Annotated in this window: 16 protein-coding genes; 9 read left to right on the plus strand and 7 right to left on the minus strand. The window is 49.2% G+C overall.

The genetic code is table 11. The features are described from left to right. Positions 1-53 precede the first annotated feature (53 nt). Both QVE43_RS05095 and QVE43_RS05100 read right to left on the minus strand, forming a co-directional pair. Complete coding sequence (locus QVE43_RS05095; protein WP_288004868.1) at positions 54-857, minus strand: nicotinamidase; 804 nt, start codon at positions 855-857, stop codon at positions 54-56. 33 nt (positions 858-890) lie between these two features. After that, positions 891-2,288, minus strand: coding sequence for a DUF4403 family protein (locus QVE43_RS05100; protein WP_288004869.1), 1,398 nt, complete (start codon positions 2,286-2,288; stop codon positions 891-893). Between the two features lie 80 nt (positions 2,289-2,368). Between QVE43_RS05100 and QVE43_RS05105 the strand changes: the two genes are divergently transcribed. After that, positions 2,369-4,918: a DUF5686 and carboxypeptidase-like regulatory domain-containing protein gene (locus QVE43_RS05105; RefSeq protein ID WP_288004871.1), complete on the plus strand. Its 2,550-nt coding sequence runs from the start codon at positions 2,369-2,371 to the stop codon at positions 4,916-4,918. A 62-nt stretch (positions 4,919-4,980) separates the two neighbouring features. Continuing rightward, a complete protein-coding gene (hisH, locus tag QVE43_RS05110) occupies positions 4,981-5,574 on the plus strand; it encodes an imidazole glycerol phosphate synthase subunit HisH (protein ID WP_288004873.1) in 594 nt (197 codons plus the stop codon). A 16-nt stretch (positions 5,575-5,590) separates the two neighbouring features. On the opposite strand, the gene QVE43_RS05115 is transcribed toward hisH, so the two are convergent. Then, positions 5,591-6,208, minus strand: coding sequence for an RNA polymerase sigma factor (locus QVE43_RS05115; protein WP_288004875.1), 618 nt, complete (start codon positions 6,206-6,208; stop codon positions 5,591-5,593). Then, positions 6,199-7,332: a glycosyltransferase gene (locus tag QVE43_RS05120; protein ID WP_288004877.1), complete on the minus strand. Its 1,134-nt coding sequence runs from the start codon at positions 7,330-7,332 to the stop codon at positions 6,199-6,201. Before QVE43_RS05120 ends, QVE43_RS05115 begins: the two co-directional genes overlap by 10 nt. A gap of 167 nt (positions 7,333-7,499) precedes the next feature. Here QVE43_RS05120 and tgt point away from each other — a divergent pair, with 167 nt between their 5' ends. Genes tgt through QVE43_RS05135 form a run of 3 tightly spaced genes read left to right on the plus strand, consistent with a single transcriptional unit; the run spans position 7,500 to position 10,416 of the window. Next, on the plus strand, positions 7,500-8,630 hold the full coding sequence (gene tgt, locus QVE43_RS05125) for a tRNA guanosine(34) transglycosylase Tgt (protein ID WP_288004879.1): 1,131 nt from the start codon (positions 7,500-7,502) through the stop codon (positions 8,628-8,630). A 21-nt stretch (positions 8,631-8,651) separates the two neighbouring features. Beyond that, positions 8,652-9,278, plus strand: coding sequence for a 16S rRNA (guanine(527)-N(7))-methyltransferase RsmG (rsmG, locus tag QVE43_RS05130; protein ID WP_288004880.1), 627 nt, complete (start codon positions 8,652-8,654; stop codon positions 9,276-9,278). 1 nt (position 9,279) lies between these two features. Then, entirely contained in the window at positions 9,280-10,416 is a 1,137-nt protein-coding gene (locus tag QVE43_RS05135; protein ID WP_288004881.1) for a lycopene cyclase family protein, read from the plus strand. Between the two features lie 2 nt (positions 10,417-10,418). Here the strand turns inward: QVE43_RS05135 and QVE43_RS05140 are convergent, their stop codons facing one another. Both QVE43_RS05140 and QVE43_RS05145 read right to left on the minus strand, forming a co-directional pair. Continuing rightward, on the minus strand, positions 10,419-10,679 hold the full coding sequence (locus QVE43_RS05140) for a hypothetical protein (protein WP_288004883.1): 261 nt from the start codon (positions 10,677-10,679) through the stop codon (positions 10,419-10,421). A 736-nt stretch (positions 10,680-11,415) separates the two neighbouring features. After that, the gene (locus QVE43_RS05145) at positions 11,416-12,300 is read right to left on the minus strand and encodes a DNA/RNA non-specific endonuclease (RefSeq protein ID WP_288004885.1); all 885 of its coding nucleotides are present in this window, start codon (positions 12,298-12,300) and stop codon (positions 11,416-11,418) included. 189 nt (positions 12,301-12,489) lie between these two features. On the opposite strand from QVE43_RS05145, the gene QVE43_RS05150 reads away from it, so the two are divergent. The 4 genes from QVE43_RS05150 to QVE43_RS05165 all read left to right on the plus strand — a co-directional run bounded on the left by QVE43_RS05150 (position 12,490) and on the right by QVE43_RS05165 (position 14,827). Continuing rightward, a complete protein-coding gene (locus QVE43_RS05150; RefSeq protein ID WP_288004887.1) occupies positions 12,490-12,846 on the plus strand; it encodes a peptidylprolyl isomerase in 357 nt (118 codons plus the stop codon). Positions 12,847-12,907: 61 nt separating this feature from the next. Continuing rightward, complete coding sequence (locus QVE43_RS05155) at positions 12,908-13,489, plus strand: ankyrin repeat domain-containing protein (protein WP_374758345.1); 582 nt, start codon at positions 12,908-12,910, stop codon at positions 13,487-13,489. A gap of 150 nt (positions 13,490-13,639) precedes the next feature. Then, positions 13,640-14,083, plus strand: coding sequence for a peptidylprolyl isomerase (locus QVE43_RS05160; RefSeq protein ID WP_038032027.1), 444 nt, complete (start codon positions 13,640-13,642; stop codon positions 14,081-14,083). Between the two features lie 105 nt (positions 14,084-14,188). After that, positions 14,189-14,827, plus strand: a complete 639-nt coding sequence (locus QVE43_RS05165; protein ID WP_288004891.1) for a DUF4230 domain-containing protein — start codon at positions 14,189-14,191, stop codon at positions 14,825-14,827. Positions 14,828-14,833: 6 nt separating this feature from the next. On the opposite strand, the gene cdaA is transcribed toward QVE43_RS05165, so the two are convergent. Beyond that, positions 14,834-15,679, minus strand: a complete 846-nt coding sequence (gene cdaA, locus QVE43_RS05170; RefSeq protein ID WP_038031941.1) for a diadenylate cyclase CdaA — start codon at positions 15,677-15,679, stop codon at positions 14,834-14,836. Positions 15,680-15,696 lie beyond the last annotated feature (17 nt).

Genomic DNA, 15,696 nt, shown 5'->3' on the forward strand with positions numbered 1-15,696 from the left:
AAACATACGAAGTCCGGGCATGTGCATGGCTTGCCCGGACTTTTTTGTGCTCTTTACACAGCCTTCAAATGCAGTTCGCTGCTCTTTACAAAATGAGCGCCTTGTTGCTTCAAAGCCTCGTAGATGGGTTGTGCCAAATGCCCCAAGCCTTCTACATCGGACATGCAGTCTTCTATGATATGCAGTTTTTTGACCATCGCGGGGCGGTAATTCATGATTTGCTTGAGGCTGGTTGCTACACAGTGCGATTTGGCTTCGCCGGCTACCCATATGTGAGCATAGGCGTCTAAGGCATCCAAAAAAGCTTCGTTCAGTTGGGTCTCGGGGGCATCCGGGCGGGGCACTTGTGCCTGAAACACGCCAAAGTGTTCGGTAAGCGGGTGCGTGCCCTTCACCACTACTTCATAGTTTTTGCCGTGATGCCGCGCCCAAGTGGTGCAAGCCTGCGCTACGGACGGATACAAAGCATTGCCTTTGGTGCCCCACAAGCAGTGTTCGGGCCAAATAAAATGTGGATATTCGCCTTGTGCTTCCAGCTGCTCGAGGTATGCCAAAGCCTCTTCGGGCGCAAAGCGGGCTTTCCATTTCCCCGCCTTCACTTCGGCCGCCGTAATTTGGGTAAAGGGCTTGGGATGATTGCCATGGGCATCTACCCAGAAAGAGGGATGTGCAATATCATTCACATGGTGCGTATCCAAGGTAATGTAAAGGGCATCGATGTGCTCAATCTCATGCAATATTAAGTTGGCAAGCCGGTTCATGTCTTTGTCGGCACCGGGCACATAAAGGGCGCCTTCGGGCGAGCAAAAGTCTTGTTGCGCATCGATGATCAAAAATGCATGCTCTTTAGGTTTCATAGGGTTGTTTGTTTTTTTGAATACTGTTTGAATTTACAAATTCAATTGAATGTTGAGCACGCCTTTGGCCAGAAAAGTAACCAATAAATTATCCGGTGTGATATTTACTTCATGTGGCAGCAAGTCGTGCACTTCGCCATTGACCAGCAGCATTTCGTGGGGGCGGTAGTTGCTGAGCATGGTGTTTATTTGCCGGCGGGCTTCGGTCAGCTCTGCCTCCAAAGGAAAGCGGCAATAAGCCTCTATCTTTTTACGCAAGCTGCCATGCAGCAACCAGTTGGCCGATTTTATTAAAAAGCTTTTCGTTTGCAGGTCGAAATCCACCTCATCCAAAAATACTTCTTGGCGCTGTGGGTCATAAGCCGGTTTGCCCTGCAAATACAGCTTGCCGGTATAGCTCCCCTCCATGTCCAAAGCGATAATCAGGGACTCGTTGCTGCCGTAGAGGGCTATGTCGCGTATGGTTACTGACTTTCGCCCGCTGCTGAAGGAGTCACCTATGTAGCGGGTGCGCAAAAGGTCCGTTGCCTTGGCTAAGGAAATCCCTACGGGCAGGTATATTTCAAAGTGGTTGTCCGGGTTGTTCAAGTTCAAAAGGGGCGGCAAAGGCTTGCGGGCGGGCGTTGCCGGCTTCTCGCCTATGACCGTTCGCGACACGAAACGGAAACTCAGAGCGGAAGTTAAACCATAAGGCCGCGCTTCGATGGGCGCCATGGCTACTGCCCGGGGTTCCACCACCAACCAAGTGTGGTATTCGGGCGACAGTTCAAACACGCCGGTCATGGCGTCCCATGCCGGCTGAATGTATTCTTTAAGTTGTATGTTCTTTTCTATTTCTTCATCCAGCACTTTGCTTAAAGCTGCTTGCTGTTCTTTGATGAGCTTCCCGATGGGTTCTTCGAGTGAGAAATTCAAGCCAGCTATGGAAAAAGAGGGCTTTTCTACCCATCGAAAGCCATGGGGGCGCGTTTGGGCATCGGTAGCCCACCCCGAAGTAAAAGAGAGACGGGTAGCAAAGGAAAGGTCTAAGGCGAAATTCAGGCTGCGGGCAACAGCCCACGCACTCACCTCCGCATGAATGCGCAAAGGCACGGTGGTGATGAGCTCCTCCCCCCTGCCGTAAAAAGAGATGGGGGCGCGTTTATACACTCGCAAATAGATGGTTTCAATCCCCGTCTGTGAAAAACGGTCTTCGTAAAGCAAGGCGGGCAGCTGTGCATTGACAAAACTGGACAATGAACGGAAAGGAAGCTCAAGACGGGCACTTGCCGTAGAAACCAAGGGCTCCACAACAGGCGTATGGTAGTAAGGGGCAGGCGGCGGGGGCGACTGCAATTGCTTCTTGGAACGACACTGTGTCATAAAAAGCATGACACTCAATAGTAGCCATGCCCGTGTAGCGTGCTTTGGCATAAAAGTAGCTGCAGGCATAAAAGTGCTTTTTTGCTTTACAATTTCTTACATTTAGGTATTAAAACCAAACCCCATAGGGAGGCTAACGGATGACGGCTATGAATAAACCTTTACTTGGATACTCTCTGCGGTTGTATCTACTTGTGCTGCTGTGCCACCTCCCTCTCTTTCAACTTGCGGCACAGCAAATTACGCTGCAGGGGAAGGTCATAGATGGCGAAAGCGGTTTGCCCATGCCTGCCTGCAATGTGTATTTAAAAAACCACCCCCATATAGGCACAGCCACCGACGAGAACGGCACTTTTGTGCTTACTTTTGACTTTGTGCGCGACACCTTGCTCATTGAATTCATTAGTTACCAAACCATAGAATATCCCCTGCTGAAGGCGCAGTCGCAAACGGGATTGTCTTTCACCCTGAAACCCGACGCACTGAGTCTTGAGGCAGTGGTGGTAACCCCCGGCGAAAACCCGGCTTACCGCATCATACGCGAAGCCATCAAGCGCAAAGATGAGCACGACAAACGCCGCCTGGAAGCTTACGACTACGAAGCCTACAACCGCATTGAAGGATATGTAAAAAGCAGCGACAAAGGCATCAGCAAACTGCGTTTCGTGAGAGATATGCGCCGGGTGGCCGCCGGCTATGACATGCTGCGCACCGCCGAGGGCGATACGCTCATTCCCGTTATTGTCAATGAGGTAGTAAGCCGGGTATATGTCAAACACAGCCCCTACAAACGCCGCGAAGACGTCGAAGCTCAGCAGCTCACCGGCATAGGCATAGAAGACGCCCCCGCTCTGCAAGATATTCTTTCCAACACCTATCTTACCGATTATAATTTCTACCGCAACCAAATCAATATTTTGGGCAAGTACTTCCCCTCACCTTTAGCCAACGGGTGGTGGCTGGTCTATGATTACGAGTTGGAAGACAGCCTCGAAGTAGGCGGCTTCATGTGTTATCAGCTCAAGGTGATTCCCTTGCGTGAAGAAGACATTGCCTTTACCGGCAGGATATGGATTACCAAAGAAGATTATGCCCTGCGAAAGGTGCAACTTCACATTACCCCCAATGCCAACATTAACTTTGTGCGCTCGCTTGCCGTAGAGCAGGTGCTGGCGCCCACGCAAAGCGGCGTATGGTTACCCGAAAGCATGTTTTTCGAAACCGAAATATCGGAATTTACCGACTTGATACCCGCCATTGTAGCCCGCACCTACTCTTACTACAAAAACTACCACATCAACCAAGCGTATCCCAACAGCTTTTATGAAATCAGGGAAAAGAAACTGCCTTCCGAAAAGGCACAGCTCGAGAAGCTGAGGGTGTACCGTGCCATAGACGGCGACAGTACAGACTTCCGCCCGCAGATTCACCGCCTCATCGATACGCTGAATCAAGTGCCTTCGGTAAAACGCTATACGGGCATTATCAAGGTGCTTTCCACAGGCTATTTGCGCAAAGGGGTGATTGACTTCGGGCATTATGCCCGCTATTATGCATGGAACAACATAGAAGGGCACCGCCTGGGGGTTGGCTTGCGCACCAACTACCACCTTAGCGACAAGTGGATGTTCAAAGGTTATGTGGCTTACGGCACACAAGACGAGCGCTGGAAATATGACCTGCGTCTTTATCATGTGCTGAGCAGAAAACGCTTTACGCTCATAGGTGCGCGCCATCTGGCAGATATAGAACCACTGATTCAACTGGACCAAAGAGACGATCTGCCGGAGCTGTTCATCGCCTCGAACCGCTTTCTTGATTTGGCTTCCCGCCGCCCCTTCTTTCGCACCATGAACAGCGTATGGATAGATAGCCGCCTGTCGCAGCTGGTGCGCGCCCAGCTCACCTTGCAACAAAGTACCTTGGAACCGCTTTATCCCTTTGCTTATTACCCTGCGCCCTCCGACACCCAAACACGTAACAGCAGCATCCACACCGCCGAAGTCATAGGCATGCTGCGCCTGCAACGTGCCGTGCGCCTCACACGCGATGCCAATCTCGATGAGGTGGACATAGCCAACCGTAACCCACGCCTGACACTTTGGACCATCCTCGGTTTCAAAGGATTGCTCGATGGCGATTTCCAATATCAAAAAGTATATCTGCAACTGGCACAAAAAAACGCCAATGTGTTCGGCATAGGGCACGCCAACTACAGCATTACGGCCGGCTATATCTTTTCGGATATTCCCTATCCGCTGCTGCGCACCCACTTGGGCAACAATACGCCCATTCTCATAGAAAGGGCATTCAACCAAATGAATGGCTTTGAGTTTGTAAGCGACCACTTTGTGGCGGTGCATTATGCGCACTATTTCGAAGGTTTCATTTTGAACAAGCTGCCACTCATCCGGCGTGTGAACGATAAGCTCGAATGGCGTCTGGTGGGTTCGGTCAATGCCGTATGGGGCGGGCTCCGGGCAAGCAACAAAGCGCTGCTGGCGCAGCAAACAGCCGACGGGCAGCCGGTCGAGGGCTTTTCTGAGCTGTCTTTCCAAAAACCCTATGTGGAAGTAGGCTATGGCATTGACAATATCTTCAAGTTCTTCCGGGTGGACTTCTTTCACCGCCTGACTTATCTCGACAGCCCGCAAGCTAAGCCCTTCGGTATCAAGTTTTCTGCCGAAATCAAATTTTAAAGTGGCGTTGCAAGTGCCAAAAAGAATGCTTTTCTTTGCCTAAAGCAGAGCAAAAGAAAAGCATGCAAGTAGCTATAGTAAAATACAATGCCGGCAACATTCAATCCGTAGTGTTTGCCCTGCAGCGTTTGGGCGTAGAGCCTGTCATTACTGACAATGCCGAGTTGCTGCTTAGCGCCGACCGCGTGATTTTTCCCGGCGTGGGCGAAGCCTCCAGCGCCATGCAGTACCTGAAAAACAAGGGCTTGGATAAGGTCATCCGTTCGCTGCATCAGCCGGTGCTGGGCATTTGTCTGGGACTGCAGCTTATGTGCCGTCATTCGGAAGAAGGCAACACCGACTGCCTGGGTATCTTTGACGTGAACGTAAAGGCTTTTGACCGGGACAGCGATTTGAAAGTGCCTCATGTGGGATGGAACAGCATCGATAAGCTGCACAGCCCCTTAATGATAGGCATCGAAGCGCCGGCTTATATGTATTTCGTGCACTCCTATTATGCTGAGTGGACGCCCCGCCATGCCATTGCCCGTTGCGAATACGGGGTGCCGTTCAGTGCCGGCTTGCACAAAAACAACTTTTACGCCGTGCAGTTTCATCCCGAAAAAAGTGCCGAAGCGGGCAGCCGCCTGCTCGAGAACTTCTTGAAGCTGTATTGATGCACAGCCCGCTTCTTTATATGTGCTCTTTTTTGTCTTTAATCATATCGAAAAGCAGCTCACGTGCCCGGTGCAACTGTGCTTTCACCGTGCCCAATGGCAAGTCGAGTTCTTCGGCTATTTCTTGATATGCCAGCTCTTCGAAATAGCGCAAGCGCACCAGGCGCCGGTATTTGGGCGGCAGCTTATTCACCACCTCTTGCACAATCTCCACTTTTTGCGCTTTGATGGCCTCTTCTTGAGGGTCCAAGCCATCGTCTTTGATGTCTAAATTGGATGTTTCGCCATCCTTGTCGGTATAAAAATCCTCTATGCTGGTGGTCTGCAGGCGTCTTTTACGGATAAAGTCAATACAGTTGTTTGTGGCAATACGGAAAAGCCAGGTGCTGAAGGTAAAGTCTTTTTTGAATTTATCTAAGTTTTTGAACGCCTTGGCAAAAGCTTCCATGGTCAAATCCTCGGCGTCGTCCACATTGCGCACCATTTTCAAAAGCATATGAAACAGCGAGCGGTTATAGCGCTCCATCAGTTCGGCAAAGGCGCTTTGGTCGCCTTCCAACGCCCTGTCCACCAGGGCGAAGTCGTGCAATGCCTTGTCGGAAAACTCTTTTGAACCAAACTTATCTAATTCCATTTTTCCACTTTAGTGAGTAGTGCCCATAATCCTATTATGCCAATATACAACAGATAGGACAATTCTAAAAATGGCAACAATAAAATTGGAATGGAAGCACGCAGTTTTTTAGCCAGCAAGAACATACATAACGGATGCAACACAAGAAGCAAAGCCACTTCGGCCGCTATCCATTGCAATATACCAAACGAAACAATGCCCTGTATGTGTCCGACCACCCACCCCAAAGCCACGTAGAATGCCAACTGCGACAAGAAAAGCAAAGCCAAGAGCAGGCGATGGCCGGCTTTGTAATACTTGCCTACACTCAAATGACGCCGCTTCTGTCGCCACCATTCACGCCAACGCACCTTGGGGCGGCTCACGGTAATGGCTTTGGCATGCACACACAAGGCGGTATTTTTTGCGGTTGCCAAACGGTTCACGAAAAGGTCATCGTCGCCGCTTACCAAACGTTGGTGTGGACCAAAGCCTCTGTGTTTTAAAAAGAAGCTGCGGCGGTAAGCCAAGTTGCGCCCAACCCCCATATAGGGCAGCCCTATCAAGGCCGCCGTAGCATACTGCCACAAGGTGTAAAGTGTCTCGTAACGAATCAAAGCATTGAGAAAACCCGGGCGCTGTTCATACAGAGAGGCGCCCAATACTATTTGCGTTTGTTCTTTGGCTATAAAAGGCGCAGCCATATAACGAATCCACTGCTTCGATAGCGGACGGCAGTCGGCATCGGTCAGCAAAACAATATCGTAGCGGGCAGCTTTGACGCCCATGGTAATAGCAAACTTTTTATGTGTAATATGCTCCGGCGTTTGCTCTATCCGCACAATATGCAGTTGGGGATGGCGGGCGCGCAGATGATAGAGGAACTCATAGGAATCATCCCACGAGCGGTCGTCCACGATGATGACCTCGAAGAGCGGGTAGTCTTGCTCCAGCAACAAAGGCAGCAGTTCGCGCAGGTTGAGCAGCTCGTTATGGGCAGCCACCACCACCGACACCCCGGGCAACTCATGCCCTTCGGCGGGGCGCGGCGCATGCCGCCATAACAACAAACTCAACAGATGCCATAAGATGCGTATGCCAAGCAAGATGACCAAGGCATACATAAAGAAAAAAGTCCAATGCATAGTGATGCGGCTTGTGGTTCGATGCACAAAAATAGAAATTTAAACAAAGGGAAAAGCATTGACAAAAAACTTCCTAAATTGCATGCCCATTTCAGGCTTTACGGTATTTCAAGCAAACAAGCCTTTTCCTTTTTTCATCAGTGCTCAAAACCAAGAATTCTGAAAGCATGCAGTTTGAACTTATTGCACAGGACCCGAAAAGCAAAGCAAGAGCCGGCAAGATAACCACCGCCCATGGTGAGATTGTAACCCCTATCTTCATGCCGGTAGGCACGGCCGGCACGGTCAAAGCGGTTCACCAACGTGAGTTGGAAAATGACATCAAAGCGCAAATCATTTTAGGGAATACTTATCATCTGTATTTACGCCCGGGCATTGAACTGCTCAAAAAAGCAGGGGGCTTGCACCGCTTCAACGGCTGGCAACGCCCCATCCTCACCGACAGCGGCGGCTATCAGGTCTATTCACTGGCTGACAACCGTCAAATCACCGAAGAAGGCGTGGCTTTCAAATCGCATATCGACGGCAGCAAGCATTTCTTCACTCCCGAAACAGTTATGGATATAGAGCGGGCTATAGGCGCCGACATCATTATGGCGTTTGACGAGTGCACCCCCTACCCCTGCGATTATGACTATGCCAAACAGTCGATGGAAATGACCCACCGCTGGCTCAAGCGCTGCATCCGGCGCGTAGCAGAGACCGAACCGCTCTATGGCTACGAGCAAACGCTTTTCCCCATAGTGCAGGGCAGTGTGTATAAAGACCTGCGCCGGGCCTCTGCCGAGTTTGTGGCTTCGTGTGGCTGCGACGGCAATGCCATCGGGGGCTTGTCGGTAGGCGAGCCCGCTGAGATGATGTATGAAATGACCGAGCTGGTGTGCGACATTCTGCCCAAAGACAAACCCCGCTATTTGATGGGCGTAGGCACCCCCGCCAATATTTTAGAGTGCATTGCACTGGGCGTCGATATGTTCGACTGTGTGATGCCTACCCGCAATGCCCGCAACGGCATGCTGTTCACGACACAAGGCATCATCAACATACGCAACAAAAAATGGCAGGAAGACTTCAGCCCCATCGATGAGCAGCTGGGCGGCTATGTCAGCACTTTCTACAGCAAAGCCTACTTGCGCCACCTTATCATGAATAAAGAAATTTTGGGCGCACAAATTGCAAGTGTTCACAATCTTACTTTTTATCTTTGGTTGGTTACACAAGCCCGCCAGCATATTATTGCCGGCGACTTCTATGAGTGGAAGAAGCAAATATTGCCTGTCGTTTCGCAACGGCTCTAAACCCTAAACGCAAAAAACAACATGGAATTGATTACAAAATATTTTCCCGAAATAGACAGCCTGCAGCGCAGCCGCTTCGAAGCACTTGAGCCACTTTATCGCGAGTGGAATGCCAAAATCAATTTGGTTTCGCGCAAAGATATTGACCACCTGTATGAGCGCCATATCTTGCACTCTCTGGCCATTGCCCGTGTCATTCAATTCAAATCGATGACCGCCCTCATGGACGTAGGCACCGGCGGCGGCTTTCCCGGCATTCCGCTGGCCATCATGTTTCCCAAGGTAGAGTTTCACCTGGTAGATTCCATTGGCAAGAAAATCAATGCCGTGCAGCACATAGCCGAAGCTTTGCAGCTGGACAACGTAACCACTCACCACAACCGCGCCGAAAAAGTGGATGTGGAAGTGGACTTTGTGGTGAGCCGTGCAGTAGCCCCCGCCAAAAAAATATACAACTGGACACAAAGTAAAATTCTGCCCAACAGTTTCAACAAATTCAAGAACGGTTGGTTTTTATTGAAAGGGGGCGACCTGAGCGAAGAGCTTCAAGAGCTCAGACGCAAGCGCTACAAGGTTTTCGAGTTGTCGGAATTCTTCGAAGAGGAATTCTTCGAAACGAAAAAAATACTCTACTTCCCCAAAGGGTAAAATGGCTAAAAGCTACGACTATATCATCATTGGTGCCGGAGCGGCAGGTTTAAGCCTTGCCTATGAGCTGTCGCGGCATCCTGCCTTGTGCCAAAAGCGCGTTTTGCTTATAGACAACCAAAAAAAAGAGCAGAACGACCGTACCTGGTGCTTCTGGACCACCGGCACCCCCCCATTTCAGGAAATCGTTTACCGCCAATGGCAACAGCTTGCCTTTCACAGCCAATATGGCAGCCGTAGTTTTTCCATTGCCCCTTTCCGCTACTACATGATTCGGGGTATCGACTTTTACCGTTATTGCTTTGAGCATTTGGCACCTGCCGTAGAGTTCTGTGTGGGCGAGGTGGCAGAAGCAACACCTGCCGGTGAAGTCCGCCTGAGCGACGGCAGGCGGTTTCAGGCTCAATGGATTTTCGATAGCCGCTACCGTCTGCCACAAAAGCCCGCAGAACTGCCCTACCCTTTTCTGCTACAGCATTTCAAAGGTTATGTACTGCGCAGTAAGCGTCCCTGCTTCGACGCAAGCACCGCCACCTTGATGGACTTTCGTATTGAACAAGCCGGCGAAAGCCGTTTTATGTACATACTGCCTTTTTCGCCCACCGAAGCGCTCGTGGAATTTACGGTCTTTGGCAAGGCGTTGCTTCCGCCCGCTGCTTATGACCACCAACTGAAGCAATACATAGAGCAACACTACGGGGAACTGCCGGGCTTCGAAATCAAAGAAGAAGAGTTTGGCGTGATTCCCATGGCGGCTCAAGGCTTCCGGCACACGAAGGGGGCGCTTGTGCCCATAGGTACGGCTGCCGGTTGTGCCAAAGGAAGCAGTGGCTATGCCTTTCTGTTTATTCAGAAACACTGCAAGCAAATCATTGCGGCACTTGCCCGCGGGCAAACCCCGCCCGATTACCGCCCGCCATGGCGCTTCCACCGCTACGACCGCATATTTCTGGATGTTCTTTTCCATAAGCGTATGGAAGGCGATGCACTCTTCAGTAAGCTTTTTTTACAACTGCCGCCACAGCAGATTTTGCGTTTCCTGATAGAAGAAAGCAGCCTTATGGACGAGCTTAGCGTCATTTATGCGCTGCGTTCCGGTGCTTTTGTGCGTGCGGCACTTCATGATGCGCTGCCTTAGTGTCAACTGCCTGCCCATGGGCTGCCAAAGATGCCCACTGCCAGCTCTACCCATAGCAGAAGAAGCAACAACAAAACCAACACCATGCCCGCCACACGCCAAGTGACTGAATGAACCAAGCGGCGAATGAGCAACACCGCACTACCTGCCAAAGACAGCAACAGGGCTGCTACCACAAAATCGAAGAAAGACCAGCGCACCGCATCAGTGAATAGCATGGCAACAGCAGGCACCAACAAAAAAAGAGCAACAGCAGCTGCCAAATAAAGCAAATCGCTTTTTCTTAATAATTTCAGTTCATGGACGCTTGTTTTGGTTCAATATACTCAACACTTACAACGCTCAAACAGCTGTTTTGGTGCTTTTTAGGCGAAATGTAAAAAGGTATTGTTGCAAAGTATAGATAAAGCACCATGCCATTTTAACATTAAAAGCTTTATTGAATAAAACAAACCACAGAGGGCACAGAGAAACACAGAGAATATACAATGATTTTCCTCCGGGCCGCTCCGTGTGCTCTGTGGTAAAAAAACAGCGATGGTAACATTCTTTACATAAATACCTTTATCAGATTAGTAATACCAAAAAAAATAAACCACAGAGGGCACAGAGAAACACAGAGAATATACAATGATTCCCCTCCGGGCCGCTCCGTGTGCTCTGTGGTAAAAAACAGCGATGGTAACATTCTTTACATAAATACCTTTATCAGATTAGTAATACCAAAAAAAATAAACCACAGAGGGCACAGAGAAACACAGAGAATACACAATAGTTTTCCTCCGGGCCACTCCGTGTGCTCTGTGGTAAAAAAACAGCGATGGTAATTTTTGCTTGTTTTTGCTCATTCCGTCCTTACAAAGCTCACCGGATTTGCATTACTGAATACCCAAAAAGAAAGTAAGCCCCTTCGCAATGCAAAGGGGCTTAGCTTTTAACCTATGATGAGATGTCGTGCGAGCGAATCAAGGTTAATATATTTTTAAAAGAAGGGGCATTTTAGAAAGTGGGGGCATATTCTTCCGGTGCCACATATTGGTTATCTACCCGTGTTTCTATTACATCTTGAATCCACTGCGGCACATTCGACAGGAAGTTGTAGCCGGTCAGCTGTTCCACTTCGCGAATAGAAACGCGGTAATCTGTCCATGGTTTTTGGTTTACATCTTGCGTGTTGGGCATAATCACGGCAATGGTGCGCGTGGAAGTATTGATGCGGCTCAGGTCATTGGTTCCCTCAGGCAAAACCACAATCACCTTCCACAGGTAAGCAGGCACCGTAATATTGCCATTGGCAATGGTGCGTGCATAACCATTGCTGCCTTCGCCCCCGGTTCCGCGGTTGCCGGCAATGATATACAGCTCATAGCCATCATCTACCAAGCGACGGCAATAAATTTCAAGCTGTTCCCAGGTCTGACGGTTGTTGTTGGGGGCTTGCGGCACCATGTTGCTCATCAAAAAGGTGGCTGAGTTGTCTTCCACACTGGCCGTGCGGTCGCCCGAAGGACACAAGTGCCCCCGGTCGAAGCCGGTGTATTTGTAATCATTGGGGCTGACACGATACCAGTAAGACGGCAAAGAGGTATCGGTGCGGAAGTCGTTCTGCCGCGGTGTACTGCCCAACCATGCTTTGTTCAGGTGCCAACTCACCCAGTTGGGCGTAGCTCTGTACCGGTGGTATGACATAGCATACTGCGGACGCTTGATCAGGTAGTTGTGATGGGCGGTGCCGGCACCACTGGGATTGCCCAAGGCCATGTTGTCTTCGCGTTTGGGCGTGCTGTAGGCAGTCTCTTGTCCCGGCATGGGAGCAGCCGGACCGGTGCAGGCAGATACAAGCCCTATCAAGAGTGCAGACAAATAAAGTGTAAAAAGTCGCATAAGCATTTGTTTTTTAGGTATTACAAATGCTGCAAAACTACAGACTTCATTTGCCTGCATCTTCAACAAAGCATTAATGTTATGTTAAAAAATTGTTAGTAAAATACTGTGTATTTATTGTCGAAAAAGAGGCAGTTTTGTCAATGCTTTTTTGTATTTTTATGATATTCACTAAACTTTGATTTCATTATGCGCACAGCACAAAAAGGCGATATAGTGAAAGTTCACTATACAGGCAAACTAACTAATGGTGAAGTATTCGACAGCTCGGAAGGACATAAGCCTATCGAATTCAGATTAGGCGCAAAACAAGTGATTCCCGGCTTTGAAGCCGGTATATTGGGCATGCAAGTAGGCGAAAAGAAAGCATTTAAGGTACCGAAGGATGAAGCTTACGGCGACCTGCTTCCCCAATTGATTACGAACCTCCCGAAAAGTGATCTTCCGGCGGGCTTTCCTATACAGGAAGGAATAAAAGTACTCATTACTTTGGCAGACGGGCGTCAAGTCTCCGGCATTGTCACTGCCATAACGAAGATAGTGTAACCATCGATGCTAACCACCCCTTGGCAGGCAAAGACTTGGTCTTCGAGTTGAAGTAATCGAAATTACAGAGTCTGCTTATGAAAGCAGTCCGCTCAACCGTGCCATAGAAGAAAATATGCCCGGACTGGTTAAATCTCTTATAGAAGACGGGATGGACCCCAACGGACTGGACAGTGTAGATGTGCAGCCTCTGACTTTGGCAATCCAAATGGACAATCTGCCAATTGCCCAACTCTTAGTATCCTTAGGCGCAGATGTAAACCTCGAAAACTGGAATCGCGAAACCCCACTTATGGTAGCCGTAATGAACAGCAGCCTTCCGTTCATCGAGTTCCTCCTCGAACAAGGCGCCATTACCCAGGTGGACAATATCGAAGGCTATACGCCTCTGCTCATGGCTATCTGGAAGAGCTATGACCCACTATCAATCGTACGTTTGCTTATCGAGAAAGGGGGCGCCAATCCCAACGATACCGATTACGATGGACGTAGCGCTCTAATGTATGCTGCGCTGCGAGAAGACAAAGCCCTGATAGAATATTTATTGCAAAAAGGTGCTGACAAGACCCTCAAAGACTCATCGGGAAAAACAGCTGCAGATTATACAGAATCAAAAGAGATAAAACAGCTGCTTGTCGATTAATCGGCATCCAATTCGCTTAGGGCTTGATTATAAGCTCAAAGGAAACGCCTTTTTTCTTCATGAGGCTTGGCAGCAAATATCTGTATCTGTTAATATTTTTTGTATATTTGTAATTCTAATTCAATTATCTATTCAAATTTTCATTTGATTATGCGTACAGCACAAAATGGCGATGTAGTGAAAGTACACTACACAGGCAAACTAACTAATGGCGAAGTATTCGACAGCTCAGAAGGACGCGAGCCCCTCGAGTTCAAATTGGGCGAAGGACAAATGATTCCCGGCTTTGAAGCCGGCGTATTGGGCATGCAAGTAGGCGAAAAGAAAGTAATCAACATACCTAAAGACGAAGCTTATGGCGATCCTCTTCCGCAGTTGATTGCTGACTTCCCGAAAGCAGACCTTCCGGAGGGCTTTCCTATGGAAGCAGGCGCTCAAATAGGCGTTACCTTGGCTGACGGGCGTCAAATACCCGCAGTAATCACCGCTATAAATGAAGATAGCGTAACCATCGATGCCAACCACCCCTTGGCAGGCAAAGACCTTATCTTTGAAGTAGAATTGGTTGAGATAGGTAGCTCTTTGATTGTATAAATCTTCTTTAAAAAGAGTTTTTACAAGAAAGAAAAGAAAAGCGGCACTGTTGATGTGCCGCTTTTTTCTTTATATTCACATAAAAGCAACCCAAGTATAGCAAACATGCGACAAGTCATCATTATTGTGCTTTCCATGATTACCGCCATTGCCCTGTATGAACTGGTGCGCCGGCAATGGCAAAGCTCCGGCGACGTTCCGCTCACGGCTCAGCACGACTTGATTGTAGAGAAAGTAAGCCGCATGGGAAAGCTTGAATTGGTGCGCTATCAACTCAAAGATATTGTAGAGATAGCCCCTTCGGAAGTGAGTGTGCTCGAAAGTATTTTGCTTAGCCAGGGCTTATATGAGCACAGCCGTGCACTACTCATCATAACCGGCGAAGCCGTAGGCTGCATAGATCTCCGCAAAATCAAAAAAGAAGATATTGTAGAAAACGATAGCACCATCATTATGCATCTGCCCAAACCCGAAATTTGCTATGTCAAAGTAGATCACCGGCGCTCGCGCGTGTATGACGTGAATGTGGGATGGCTTTCCTCCTTGGAAAAAACCAAGCTGATAGAAGCCGGTTACCGCAGTGCCGAAGAAAAGATAGAAGAAGCAGCCCGCGAAAGCCGCCTGCTTGAACAAACCAAAGAAAGTGCAGAAATTGTGTTACGTCCTTTTTTAGAGCAGCTCACCCACAAGCGAGTGGTGTTTACTTTCGAGGACTTGGAAGGCAGCACGGTCCCCGACCGCTAATCGAACTCATGCCGACACGGCATTTTTCTCTTCACCCAACAACTCCTCTACCGAGCGTTCTATCCAATTGCCGCTACTTAGCAAGCCTTTCAACACTTTACGCATCTCTTGCAAAGTGATGTCACGGTATATTTTTCCATCTACAACCAGTGATATTTGCCCGGTTTCTTCCGAAACCACCAACACTACCGCATCACTCACTTCGCTAAGCCCTATTGCCGAACGATGGCGCAAGCCCAACTGCGCAGGCACCTGGTCATTTTCCGTGACGGGCAAAATGCAACGTGCCGCCACAATGCGCCCGTTGCGCCCTATAATTACGGCACCATCATGCAAGGGGCTGTATTTATTAAAGATAGCCAACAACAAACGCTTCGAGAGTAGGGCATCCAGACGGTCGCCCGTATCGGCATAAAATTTCAAGTCATTGCTGCGGCTCAGCACTATCAAGGCGCCTGTGTTGGTAGCCGACATGGCTTTGGCCGCATCCAGTATGGCGCTTAAATCCACCCCTACCTCCTGCTTGGGGCGCCACCATACCCATGGGCGCTCCTTATTGAAAGTGCTGCGCCCGATAAAAAGCAAGAATTTGCGAATTTCCGGCTGAAAGATGACGATGGCTGCCAACACCCCCACGCCCAAGAACTGGCCCAAGATGCTGCTGAGCAACTCCAAGCCCAAAGCATCGACAATCAGATAAACGATATACAAAGAAAAAACGCCCAGTAAAATAGGCACGGCAATACTTCCTTTCACCAGTTTGTAAAGGCGAAAGATAAGGAAGCCCACCAACAGAATGTCGAGAATATGGACAAACTTTATTTCTAAAAAACCAACAGCCAGTAAAAGCATATATTTTCTTCGGAAAT

Origin of the sequence: Thermonema sp. (assembly GCF_026003375.1) — a bacterium.
GTDB classification, from domain to species: domain Bacteria; phylum Bacteroidota; class Bacteroidia; order Cytophagales; family Thermonemataceae; genus Thermonema; species Thermonema rossianum.